The sequence below is a fragment of the Bacillus sp. VT 712 genome, from assembly GCF_001614195.1.
In the GTDB taxonomy this organism is placed as follows: domain Bacteria; phylum Bacillota; class Bacilli; order Bacillales; family Bacillaceae_H; genus Priestia; species Priestia flexa.
In genome coordinates, this window is record NZ_LWBK01000001.1 from 142,747 (window position 1) to 154,383 (window position 11,637).

Here is an 11,637-nt window from a genome sequence, read left to right on the forward strand (position 1 = left end):
TTTACATTTGTTCAACGTTGAGATATAGTGAAGATGTAAGTTGTTGAAAGCGTTATAATTTTGAAAAGAAAGCGCATGGGGAGGCCATATCAATGAGAGTTGTAGATCTAATTGAAAAAAAGCGAAATGGCTTAGAATTAACAAAAAGTGAAATTGACTTTATTATTACTGAATATACAAATGGTAACTTGCCTGACTATCAGATGTCCGCACTAGCAATGGCAATTTATTTCCAGGATATGACGCAGGAAGAGCGCGTTCATTTAACGACAGCGATGGTAAACTCAGGTGATCAAATTGACTTAAGTGAAATTGAAGGCATTAAAGTAGATAAGCACAGTACAGGTGGAGTAGGAGATACAACAACGTTAGTACTTGGACCACTTGTTGCAGCGGTAGGCGTACCGGTCGCTAAGATGTCAGGTCGCGGCCTTGGTCATACGGGTGGAACAATCGATAAGCTAGAAGCTGTCCCAGGATTCCACGTTGAAATTACGAACGACGAATTTATTCGTCTAGTAAACACAAACAAACTAGCGGTTATTGGACAAAGCGGTGACTTAACGCCAGCAGATAAAAGTTTATACGCACTACGTGACGTAACGGCAACAGTTGATTCAATTCCACTGATTGCAAGCTCAATTATGAGTAAGAAGATTGCAGCGGGTGCAGACGCAATTTGTTTAGATGTTAAAACTGGAAACGGTGCGTTTATGAAAGACTTAAAAGATGCAGAAGCATTAGCACAAGCAATGGTTGAAATCGGAAAAGGTGTTGGACGAAACACAAAAGCTATCATTTCTGATATGAGTCAACCGCTTGGATTTGCGGTTGGAAACGCGCTAGAAGTGAAAGAAGCAATCGATACGTTAAAAGGTGAAGGGCCGGAAGATTTAACAGAATTATGCTTGACGTTAGGTAGCCATATGGTTATGCTTGCAAAGAAAGCAAGCAGCCTTGAAGAGGCGCGTGCGCTATTAATAGAAGTGATCGATAACGGACAAGCACTTGCAACATTTAAAACATTCCTTGAAGCACAGGGTGGAGATGCATCCGTAGTAGATGATCCATCACAGCTTCCGGATGCTTCTTATAAAATTTCGGTTCCAGCAAAAGCAGATGGCTATGTATCAGAAATTGTTGCTGAGCAAATCGGCGTAGCAGCAATGAAACTTGGTGCAGGTCGCGCAACAAAAGAATCAGTGATTGATTTAGCTGTTGGTGTAGTACTGCACAAAAAAGTAGGAGATGCTGTTAAGAAGGGCGATACGCTTGTAACAATTCATAGTAACTCTGAAAACGTGGATGAAGTAATGAACTTTATTTACGATTCTTATACAATTGTATCTGAACAGGTAGATGCACCAACGCTCATCTACAAAGAAATTCATTAATTCTAGTGCGCCTAAAGGCCGCGATGGTTCAACTAGGTATTCAGTGGAAGAGAAATAGAGCTTCTACAGGTTAAAATTTTACTTTATAAGAGGATTGAAAGGAAGAATTAAACATGAGCAACGAAATTACAAAAATGATTGACCACACTTTATTAAAAGCTAACGCAACAGAAGAGCAAATTACAGTACTTGCACAGGAAGCAAAAGAATATTCATTTGCATCTGTATGTGTGAATCCAACGTGGGTTAAAAAAGCTGCTGAGTTATTACGCGATGCACAAGAAGTAAAAGTATGTACGGTAATTGGTTTTCCACTAGGGGCAAGCACACCAGAAGTAAAAGCATTCGAAACAACAAATGCAATTGAAAACGGTGCAGACGAAGTTGATATGGTCATTAACATCGGTGCGTTAAAAGACAAAAATTACGATTTAGTAGAGCGTGATATTAAAGCAGTTGTTGACGCTGCAAAAGGTAAAGCATTAGTGAAAGTAATCATTGAAGCATGTCTATTAACAGACGAAGAAAAAGTAAAAGCTTGTGAACTATCTGTTAAAGCAGGTGCGGACTTTGTTAAAACATCTACTGGCTTCTCAACAGGTGGCGCAACGGTTGAAGATGTTGCGTTAATGAGAAAAACAGTTGGACCAGACTTTGGCGTAAAAGCATCTGGTGGCGTACGAGGATTAGAAGACGCTAAAGCGATGATTGAAGCAGGTGCTACGCGTATCGGTGCAAGCTCTGGTGTTTCAATTGCTAAAGGCGAAATTAGCAACAGCTCATACTAATTCGATTAGAATCTGAAGAGAATGTCTAGCGGGTTAGCTTATACACTGAGCTAACCTGCTTTAAACCATGAAAAAGGATGATGAATGAATGGAACCGAAAAAATTAATTGATGAAGCAATTGTTGCAAGTAAACAAGCATATGTTCAATATTCAAATTTTCATGTAGGTGCAGCTCTTTTAACAAAGGACGGAAAACTATATCACGGATGTAATATCGAGAACGCTTCCTATGGTTTAACAAACTGCGCAGAGCGCACGGCGATTTTTAAAGCTGTTTCAGAAGGTGAAAAAGAGTTTCAAGCAATCGCAGTTGTTGGGGATACAGAGGGACCAATTTCTCCATGTGGAGCTTGTCGTCAAGTTTTAGCTGAGTTCTTTTCACCAGGCACAGTCGTGATTTTAGCTAATTTAAAAGGCGATCACGTTGTGACAAACATTAATGAGTTGTTACCAGGGTTCTTTTCATCAAAAGATTTACACAAAACGTAAAGAATTGTTTTGAAAAAAACGCTCTCGGCAGCAGCTGTTTAAGGCCTATAAGGATAGGATTTAAATGGGAATTTATACAACTAGTGGGGAGTCTATTACATGCAATACTTAATTGGAATACTAGGGTTATTAATTGTGTTTGGTTTAGCATTTTTAGCAAGTAACAATAAAAAAGGCATTAAGTATAAGCCAATCCTTATTATGATTGTGCTTCAACTGCTGCTTTCAATGCTTCTATTAAACACAAAGTTTGGTTTTATCATCATTGATGCAATTGCAACAACGTTTAATAAATTATTGGAATATGCTGCTGAAGGAATTGAATTTGTATTTGGGGGCTTAGCGAACGACGGAACAGCTCCATTTTTCTTAACGGTTTTGCTTCCAATCGTATTTATCTCTGTATTAATTGGGATTCTACAGCACTTTAAGATTTTGCCTTTCATCATGAAGGGTATTGGTCTTCTTTTAAGCAAAATTAACGGAATGGGAAGACTTGAATCTTATAACGCAGTAGCTTCTGCGATTGTAGGTCAATCAGAAGTATTTATCACAGTAAAGAAACAGCTAGATAAACTACCTCCAAACCGTCTATATACATTATGTGCGTCTGCAATGTCAACGGTTTCAATGTCAATTGTTGGTGCGTACATGACAATGATTGAGCCAAAGTACGTAGTAACAGCAATCGTTATTAACTTATTTGGTGGTTTCATCATTGCGTCGATTATTAATCCGTATACAGTAACGACAGATGAAGATATTTTAGAAGTGCAAGATGAAGAAAAACAAACGTTCTTTGAAATGATTGGCGAATATATCATGGATGGATTTAAAGTAGCCATCATTGTAGGGGCAATGCTTATTGGATTCGTTGCGCTAATCGCAGCCATTAACAACGTATTTGAAATGATTCTTGGAATTTCGTTCCAAGAAATTCTTGGCTATGTATTTGCACCATTTGCCTTCATTATGGGTATTCCAGGTTCAGAAGTGGTAGCTGCTGGTGGAATTATGGCAACAAAGCTTGTAACGAATGAGTTTGTGGCGATGATGAGCTTAGCGGATATGTCTGGACAGTTTAGTGAGCGTACGCTAGGAATTGTTTCTGTATTCTTAGTGTCATTCGCAAACTTCTCTTCAATTGGTATTATTTCTGGAGCTGTTAAAGGCTTAAGTGAAAAACAAGGAAACACAGTGGCTCGCTTTGGTTTACGCTTATTGTACGGTGCAACGTTAGTAAGTGTGTTATCAGCGATTATTGTAAGCTTTATTTTATAAAACAAATGAAGAAGGAAAAGCATTTCTGCTGCGGGCAGGATTGCTTTTTTCTTTTGTGGGAAGATAAGAATCATACAGTACTTCGAGCACATATAAAGGAGGTAGTAAAGAGTCTAGTATTCTTTACGACAACATGGACAGCATTGGATTATTACTATCAGGAGCAGCGCTGTTTTTAAACGGGCTGATGCTTTTAGGAAAAGCAAACGATAAAAACGTCGGGGTGTTTAACCTATTTGTCGGCGTCTTTCAAATGATTGCGCCGTTTTATTTAATTATTGTTTCAGATCAAACAAACTGGGTGCTTTACGAAAAAGCCGCTATTTTCTTATTTGGCTTAACGTATTTGTATGTTGGTGTAACCGTTATCAAAGGAATGGAAGGAACAGGCCTTGGCTATTATTCGCTTTGGGTATCGATTTTAGCTCTTGTTTATATGACCATCGCTTTTACAAGATATGGTGACGTTGTAAACGGCTTAACGTGGTTGCTGTGGGCATTTCTTTGGTTTCTATTTTACTTTATCAACACGCAGGAGCGGGATATTACAGAATATGTGGGAAAAGTCGCCGTTGTCCAGTCGTGGATTACGCTTACCATCCCGGCACTCTTTAACTTAACAGGCGTATGGGGAGCAGAAGGTCTTTACTACATGTGGATTGCTGTGCTGTCAGTTGCCATTTTATACTTTATCTACCTAGGTTATAAGTTATTCTTTAATGAGCGACGCGTGCTGATGAAATAAAAAAGAGACTGAGACATAAGTAGTTCAGCCTCTACTATACCTGAACGATTGAGAGTTCATAACTTTTAATCGTTCAGGTTTTTTGGTTGATTGTGAAAACACTGTTGGAAACAGGGTGGAATGGAGCGTAGGACACTCGACTCCTGCGGGAAAGAGAGGGAAAACGGAGATCCCGCAGCACAGCGAGGAAGCTCAGGTTCCTCCCCGCGGAAAGCGAGTGACCGTAGCGCAATGGAACGAACGTGTTGAGACGAATCAAAGAGATGGGAACAGCTAGTGTTCGTCTTTTAGAACCAATCATTTTGTTATGTCCCAAACTCTTTTTTTATTTTCTGTAATTTTATTATGTAAACTAAAAACGCAAATATTATCATTGCGCTATTCGTTTATGCTAAAATAACAGTGGAAGAATTTTTTAGTAAAGGGGACAGATTATGTTAAATTTTGAACGCAATATTGAAAAGTACGCTGAGCTAGCGGTTAAGGTTGGCGTCAATATTCAACCAGGGCAAGTTTTACATATTTCTGCTGATGTTGCATCGGCATCATTCGTACGTGAAGTAGCTAAAAAAGCGTATGAAGCTGGCGCAAAGTCAGTTGACGTTGATTTTAAAGATGATTATCTTGTTCGCTTGAAGTATGAAAAAGCAGCGGATGAAGTATTTGAAGAATTCCCAGCTTGGCGAGTTCAAGAACGCGAAGCGCTTGTTGAAAATGGAGGAGCTGTTTTATCCGTTATCTCAAGCAGTCCGGATCTATTAAAAGGCGTAGACGGAAAGCGTATCGCAACGTTCCAACGTGTAAGCGGTCAAGCGATGAAAAAGTTTAGAGAAGCCATTCAATCTGATAAAATTAGCTGGTCAATCGTAGCCGTACCATCAAAAGAGTGGGCGGCAAAGGTATTCCCTGACGCACCGGAAGATAAGCAAGAAGAAAAGCTATGGGAAGCGATTTTCAAAGCGGTACGTGTGGACCAAGCAGATCCGGTAGCTGCTTGGACAAAACATAACGACAATCTACATGAAAAAGTGGATATCCTAAATGAAAAGCACTTTGCAAAACTACACTATAAAGCACCAGGTACAGACTTAACAATTGAACTACCTGAAAAGCATATTTGGGTAGGCGCTGGAAGCGTGAACGAAAAAGGGCATGACTTCATGGCGAACATGCCAACAGAAGAAGTGTTCACCGTTCCGAAAAAAGACGGTGTGAACGGCCAGGTGACAAGCACAAAGCCATTAAGCTATGCAGGTAACCTGATCGAAAACTTTACGCTTACGTTTGAAAACGGAAAAATTACAGGCGTTAAAGCAGAGCACGGAGAAGAAACGTTAAAGCAGCTAATTGATACAGATGAAGGAGCAAAATATTTAGGTGAAGTGGCGCTAGTACCGCATAACTCACCCATTTCCCAGTCTGATATCATTTTCTACAACACGCTGTTTGACGAAAACGCATCAAATCACTTAGCGATTGGCAGCGCGTATTCTTTCTGCTTAGAAGGCGGAAAAACAATGTCAAAAGGCGAGCTAGCTGAAAACGGAGCAAACGACAGCATCACCCACGTTGATTTCATGATTGGCTCAGCTGAAATGGACATCGACGGCATCAAAGCTGACGGTACAAGCGAGCCCGTGTTTAGAAAAGGGAACTGGGCGTTTTGAATTAAACCTTGATGTAGTAGGGTTTTAACCACCTTAACCTTTTGATTGGTCACAAGCTGGTCACATATTAACGAATAAAGTATTTAATTTATCAGCCACTTCTTGTTGCATACTCGGCAAGACGTGGCTGTATTGATTTAGTGTAATTTGAATGGAAGAGTGTCCAACACGTTCGGAGATAACCTTCACATTCACATTTTGCTGAATCAACATGGTTACATGCGTATGACGTAAATCATGAAATCGTATGACAGGTAGTCCAAGTTTTTTAGCATGATTCTTAAATCTCTTTGATAAAGTAGATGAATCTAAAGGGTTACCGAACTTTGTACAGTTTACTAAGTCATAATCGTTATAAGCCGTACCTTGTTTAAGTTTGTTAGCTAATACTTTCTTACGCTCTTTTTTCAATTGATTAACGAGCATATCAGGAATATGAATAGAACGCACACCAGCCGCTGTTTTAGCCCCTACCTTAAGTTCTTTTGCATACCCGTCATAGATTTGTCTAATGTAGATAACTTGTTTTTCAAAATCAATATCTCGCCATCGTAGCCCTAGGATTTCTCCTTTTCGCATCCCAGTAAGCAGAGCCATAAGAACAATTGTGTAGTATCTATTTTGTTTGGCATTAGCAATGTAGTAATTTACTTGCTTCAAGTCCCAAATGCTCATTTCAGATTTTACTTCTCTTGGTATATTCACGTGCATTAATGGATTCTCAGAGATGAGCTTTAAACCATGTGCCTTCTTCATAAGCTGATTCATTAAAAATAACAGCTTTCGAATAGAATTGTGACTAAGAGAAGAATCTGCTACCAAACTGTTAGTAAACTTTTGAAGAACGATTGGATTCAAATCTTGTAGCTTATAATGACCTAACTTAGGTTTAAGATGATTTCGATATAAGCACTGATGGTTCTTTAGTGTACTTTTAGCTAGCTGAGTCTGTCTTTCTACAAACCATTCCCTTATAAAACTGTCTAAATCAATAAGCTGTGGTTCTATAAAAGTACCTAAGTTCAATTCGTTTAGTACAACCGCTAAAGCTTTTTCTGCTTCTTTCTTCGTTGTAAAACCACGTTTTTTCTTTTGTCTTCGTTTCCCAGTTAGTTCGTCTCTACCAATATCTACTATGAAATAATATTTACCTGTTGTTTTATCTTTCTTTATACTTCCTTGCACCTTAAGAGCCTCCTATATTGCTCCTAAGCTTGTAAAAGGTTTCCTAGACATATTTTAGCATGTTGTGTTTAATCAAGATATTATTTTCTTGTCTAAGCGAAGGTGGTAAGTATTGTGGTATTGGGGAATATTAACAATCTTTGTGAGAAATCAAAAGAATTTACATTTATAAGAGGTGTTTATCTTAACTGAGGGGCTTCTACCACTGGTTCAATATCTTTTAATAAATAAATGTTAAATCAAATAGTTTAATTCTAATTCATCTTGTCGATAAATAGGCTTATATTGTCAAGGAGATGAATGATATGTTGCTCATACCACAAGAAGTTGAAATGAAGTGGCATCAAAGATATAGAAAGTATTATGAAGAAAAAGGATATATTTTCACAAACTATAGAGAAACGTTTAAAGTCGATGTTAATGATTTACCCGAAAACTGTAATAAATACATTGGATTTAAGTCAATAGTTTGGACACAAAAAAGTTAAGTCTTAAGCTGTTTTTCTCATTTGATCCTCAATCGCTTGAGGAGTTTGATAGCCGAGACTACTATGGATTCTGTTTCGGTTATACCATCCTTCTATAAACTGAAATATGGCTACTTTTGCAGCTGAATAGTCTGTGTATTGCGTATGATACACTTCTTCTTTCTTTAATATGGCATGAAACGACTCTATGCAGGCATTATCATAAGGGCAGCCTTTCTGGCTGAAAGACTGCTTAATCTCGTATTTGTGAACATGTTGAGTAAACTCACTACTTGTGTATTGTGAGCCAAGATCGGTATGAAGAATTAAGCCCTTTCCGGGCTTTTGAGCAGTATAAGCGTTTTGAAGTGCTTCAATGACCAGTTCAGATGTCATTGAACGGGAAAAAGAATAGCCAACGATTTTTTTAGAATGTAAATCCAATACGGACGCCAAATAGCACCAACCATCTCTTACTGTAGTGATATACGTAATATCTGCCACCCATTTCTCATTAATCGTCTGTGTAGAGAAATCTCGTTTTAACAGATTAGTCAGTTGTACCACCTTTTCTTTTGATGGATAGGGACGGTATTTTTTCTTTGTTATCGAACAAATTCCTGCCTGTTTCATTAAGCGCTGAACACGCTTTAGACTTAGATAACACCCATTGTTTACTAAAGTCTTATGAATTTTCGGAGCACCATAACCCTCTTTACTTTTTAAATGAATTCGTTGGATTTCTTTCGTCAGCTTCTGGTTTTCCTGTTCACGTTTTGATACCGTTTTTTTGAACGAGTGGTAGTAGCTACTTCGTGGGATCGTTAACACTTCGCACATTTTCTGAACGCTGTATTGCTCTTTATATTTCTCAATAAAATGGTTGAGCTCTGCTTCTGTTACTTTTTCGCGAATATGGCCATAGCCTTTTTTAGAATATCTAGTTCTTGTTTTAACCGAAGGTTTTCCTTCTGAATCTCAGCTAATTCTTTCGGAGTTAGAGAACCTTCTTCTGAACTGATAGGCGTAAATGCCTTCACCCATTTATAGATTGTTACTTCTGATACGCCATATTCACTGCTTAAATCTTTAACCGAGTTTCCCGCATGATATAAATCCACAATGGTTTTCTTAAACTCATCATTGTATCTTTTGCCTGCACGTTTACGTTCCATTTCGGACACATCCTCTCAAAAATAATTGTAAGGACTTAATTAAATGGTATCCATGAAACTATACTAAATCCACTGACACATATAAAGAGTGATTACATAGGACTGTTTTCACCCAGTATAGAGTAAGCCCGTAATCAAACAACGCATATAAAACATCAGGCACCTCCGGTACGATAAATGTATCAATCAAAGGAGGTGCCATTATGTCTACAAACAAATTAACCATTGTTCCCGTCAAACTCGATCCTATTCCAGTTGAAATTTCTTCGAATCATTCTCTCCAATACACTGCTGAGCCAAGTTGTGTAATTAAAACCGCTGTGGCTGAAATTTCCTTCTTCAATGGCGTAGATGAGCGCATTATCCAAACCATTATGAAGGAGCTGAAGGGATGAAACAGGATTTTACGAGCGTGCAAAACATCTACATCATCTGCGGCAAGACAGACATGCGTAAAGGTATTGATGGTCTCGCAACGCTCATTCAAGATTCTTTCGAATTGGATCCGTATAGTGATTCTATCTTTCTGTTTTCTGGATGGAGCAAGGATCGTTATAAATGTTTGTATTTTGATGGAGATGGCTTCGCCATGCTTTATAAACGATTAGATAATGGAAAATTACAATGGCCAAAAGATGAAAATGAGGTACGCAAACTTTCGCAACAAGAGCTTCGTTGGTTATTAGAAGGATTATCTCTGCAACAGCCAAAGGCGATTACAAAATCTACAAAAGGTATCTTTTAATAGCCCTATTTTAAGTGGTATAATCATTCATAACTTAAATTGAACGAAATGTGGTGAATGATTTGGGAGACGCTTCAAATGAAAAAGTGATTCAATTATTGGAAGAACAATTAGCCTACACAAAAGAACAAAATAAAAATTTAACCAAACAAATTGAAGCATTGACTGAACAAATTCGCCAATTAACAAAAGCTTTATACGGTTCTAAATCAGAAAAGTCAAAGTATCAAATACCAGATGGACAAGGCTCATTATTTGAAGACGATCCGTCTTTTAACGAACCTGAGCAGACAGAAGAACAAAGCATCGAAAAGGTTAGTTATACGGTTACTCGTAAAAAGAGAAATAAAAAACGAAATGATTCGTTTCATGAGGATATAGAAATTGAAGAGATTCATCATCACCCAGCCAACTTAGCTTGTGACTGCTGTCGTGGGGAGATGGTAGAGTTCAGTTCAACGTTGATACGTGAAGAGGCGAAATTTATTCCAGCCTCCCTGAAGCGTGTGCAACATTTTGAACATGTGTATGAGTGCAAAACGTGTAAAAACGATGCCATACTAAAAGCTCAAATTAAACGAGGTAAAGCACCGCAAGGTCCAATCCAAAGAAGCATTGCCGGTCCTACTGTTTTGGCAAAGCTTATCTACGATAAGTTTATCCAGTACTCACCTCTTTACCGTCAGGTAAATGAATGGGAGCGCCATGGACTATATACAAATGATAAAAATCTATCCAATTGGGTAATACGTGTGGCAGAGGATTGGCTTCAACCGCTTTATAATTTGATGAACCAATTATTAACGGCAAAATCTGTGTTGCATATAGATGAAACCTACGCACAAATAATTAAGCGTTCAGATGGAAAGCCAGCTCAATCAAACGCTTATAACTGGGTATGTCGCAGTGTACAAAGTGAAGGTCCCATTATCGTTCTATTTAAGAGCGCTCTTTCTCGTGGGCGCGCTGTATTAGAAGATTTAATTAAGGGATTCAAAGGCACTGTGATCTGTGATGGGTATTCAGCTTACGGTCAATTACCTCATGTTCAATTCGCCAACTGTTGGGCTCACGTACGCCGTTATTGGCTAAAAGCCGATAGTAAAAATGGACGAATAGGCGTGCAGTACTGCGATCGGTTGTTTCATATTGAACGGAAAATCAAACATCTTTCACCGGAAGAGCGCTTGCAAGTTCGCCAACAAGAAGCAAAACCGATCGTCGATGAATTTATGGATTGGATTGATCGTTCGCCTTTCTTCGGTAAAAATGCCATTGCGAAAGCAGCTGAATATACATTAAGCCGTTCATCAGAGTTAAAGGTTTTCCTTGAAAATGGGTATGTCGCCATTGATAACAACCCCGCTGAAAATGCCATTCGTCCAAATGTTATTGGTCGCAAAAACTGGCTCTTCTCCGTGAGTGAAGCAGGCGCTAATGCGAATGCCATTTGTTTGAGTTTGGCTGAAACGGCCAAAGCAAACGGAATTGATTTTTATCAGTACTTGGTAAAGCTGATGACGGAATTACCTAATATATCGTTTCATCAACACCCTGAGATTTTACATAATTACATGCCATGGTCAGAGAATATTCAAGCCACATGTGCAAAATAGCCAGCTAACTGAAAAAAATTCAGTTAGCTGGCCGTTCGTCGTGCGTACCGTGAAGGTGCGCTATTTTTTATATTTCGGGCTTAC

General features: G+C 38.6%; 12 protein-coding genes. 10 read left to right on the forward strand and 2 right to left on the reverse strand.

The window, feature by feature from the left end; all coding sequences use genetic code 11:
* Positions 1 to 92: 92 nt before the first annotated feature.
* From A2U94_RS00680 to A2U94_RS00705, 6 genes are all read left to right on the forward strand, one after another.
* Positions 93 to 1,394, forward strand: a complete 1,302-nt coding sequence (locus A2U94_RS00680; protein ID WP_025910283.1) for a pyrimidine-nucleoside phosphorylase — start codon at positions 93 to 95, stop codon at positions 1,392 to 1,394.
* A gap of 113 nt (positions 1,395 to 1,507) precedes the next feature.
* On the forward strand, positions 1,508 to 2,182 hold the full coding sequence (gene deoC / locus A2U94_RS00685; protein WP_025910284.1) for a deoxyribose-phosphate aldolase: 675 nt from the start codon (positions 1,508 to 1,510) through the stop codon (positions 2,180 to 2,182).
* Positions 2,183 to 2,270: 88 nt separating this feature from the next.
* Positions 2,271 to 2,672, forward strand: coding sequence for a cytidine deaminase (locus tag A2U94_RS00690; protein WP_025910285.1), 402 nt, complete (start codon positions 2,271 to 2,273; stop codon positions 2,670 to 2,672).
* Between the two features lie 99 nt (positions 2,673 to 2,771).
* Entirely contained in the window at positions 2,772 to 3,953 is a 1,182-nt protein-coding gene (locus tag A2U94_RS00695; RefSeq protein WP_025910286.1) for a NupC/NupG family nucleoside CNT transporter, read from the forward strand.
* 133 nt (positions 3,954 to 4,086) lie between these two features.
* Complete coding sequence (locus tag A2U94_RS00700) at positions 4,087 to 4,698, forward strand: AmiS/UreI family transporter (RefSeq protein WP_025910287.1); 612 nt, start codon at positions 4,087 to 4,089, stop codon at positions 4,696 to 4,698.
* Positions 4,699 to 5,132: 434 nt separating this feature from the next.
* A complete protein-coding gene (locus A2U94_RS00705) occupies positions 5,133 to 6,365 on the forward strand; it encodes an aminopeptidase (RefSeq protein WP_025910291.1) in 1,233 nt (410 codons plus the stop codon).
* Positions 6,366 to 6,425: 60 nt separating this feature from the next.
* On the opposite strand, the gene A2U94_RS00710 is transcribed toward A2U94_RS00705, so the two are convergent.
* Positions 6,426 to 7,550 (reverse strand): site-specific integrase, encoded by a 1,125-nt coding sequence (locus A2U94_RS00710; protein WP_025910292.1) that lies wholly within the window; start codon positions 7,548 to 7,550, stop codon positions 6,426 to 6,428.
* 305 nt (positions 7,551 to 7,855) lie between these two features.
* On the opposite strand from A2U94_RS00710, the gene A2U94_RS00715 reads away from it, so the two are divergent.
* Positions 7,856 to 8,038, forward strand: a complete 183-nt coding sequence (locus A2U94_RS00715) for a hypothetical protein (protein ID WP_062687112.1) — start codon at positions 7,856 to 7,858, stop codon at positions 8,036 to 8,038.
* A 3-nt stretch (positions 8,039 to 8,041) separates the two neighbouring features.
* On the opposite strand, the gene A2U94_RS00720 is transcribed toward A2U94_RS00715, so the two are convergent.
* A protein-coding gene (locus A2U94_RS00720) for an IS3 family transposase (RefSeq protein ID WP_090752845.1) occupies positions 8,042 to 9,192 on the reverse strand; the annotation gives its coding sequence in 2 pieces (ribosomal slippage) (positions 8,042 to 8,952 and positions 8,952 to 9,192; 1,152 coding nt in all).
* Positions 9,193 to 9,395: 203 nt separating this feature from the next.
* Between A2U94_RS00720 and A2U94_RS00730 the strand changes: the two genes are divergently transcribed.
* From A2U94_RS00730 to tnpC, 3 genes are all read left to right on the forward strand, one after another.
* A complete protein-coding gene (locus A2U94_RS00730; RefSeq protein WP_025910450.1) occupies positions 9,396 to 9,587 on the forward strand; it encodes a hypothetical protein in 192 nt (63 codons plus the stop codon).
* On the forward strand, positions 9,584 to 9,937 hold the full coding sequence (tnpB, locus tag A2U94_RS00735) for an IS66 family insertion sequence element accessory protein TnpB (RefSeq protein ID WP_025910451.1): 354 nt from the start codon (positions 9,584 to 9,586) through the stop codon (positions 9,935 to 9,937). Before A2U94_RS00730 ends, tnpB begins: the two co-directional genes overlap by 4 nt.
* 62 nt (positions 9,938 to 9,999) lie before the next feature.
* Positions 10,000 to 11,553: an IS66 family transposase gene (gene tnpC, locus A2U94_RS00740; RefSeq protein ID WP_025910452.1), complete on the forward strand. Its 1,554-nt coding sequence runs from the start codon at positions 10,000 to 10,002 to the stop codon at positions 11,551 to 11,553.
* Positions 11,554 to 11,637 lie beyond the last annotated feature (84 nt).

Excerpts from the sequence above, each read along its gene's own strand:
- A2U94_RS00715 (WP_062687112.1), top strand. The coding sequence starts at position 7,856 with ATGTTGCTCATACCACAAGAAGTTGAAATGAAGTGGCATCAAAGATAT.
- A2U94_RS00680 (WP_025910283.1), top strand. The coding sequence starts at position 93 with ATGAGAGTTGTAGATCTAATTGAAAAAAAGCGAAATGGCTTAGAATTA.
- deoC (WP_025910284.1), top strand. The coding sequence starts at position 1,508 with ATGAGCAACGAAATTACAAAAATGATTGACCACACTTTATTAAAAGCT.
- A2U94_RS00695 (WP_025910286.1), top strand. The coding sequence starts at position 2,772 with ATGCAATACTTAATTGGAATACTAGGGTTATTAATTGTGTTTGGTTTA.
- A2U94_RS00730 (WP_025910450.1), top strand. The coding sequence starts at position 9,396 with ATGTCTACAAACAAATTAACCATTGTTCCCGTCAAACTCGATCCTATT.
- A2U94_RS00690 (WP_025910285.1), top strand. The coding sequence starts at position 2,271 with ATGGAACCGAAAAAATTAATTGATGAAGCAATTGTTGCAAGTAAACAA.
- A2U94_RS00700 (WP_025910287.1), top strand. The coding sequence starts at position 4,087 with ATGGACAGCATTGGATTATTACTATCAGGAGCAGCGCTGTTTTTAAAC.
- tnpB (WP_025910451.1), top strand. The coding sequence starts at position 9,584 with ATGAAACAGGATTTTACGAGCGTGCAAAACATCTACATCATCTGCGGC.
- A2U94_RS00705 (WP_025910291.1), top strand. The coding sequence starts at position 5,133 with ATGTTAAATTTTGAACGCAATATTGAAAAGTACGCTGAGCTAGCGGTT.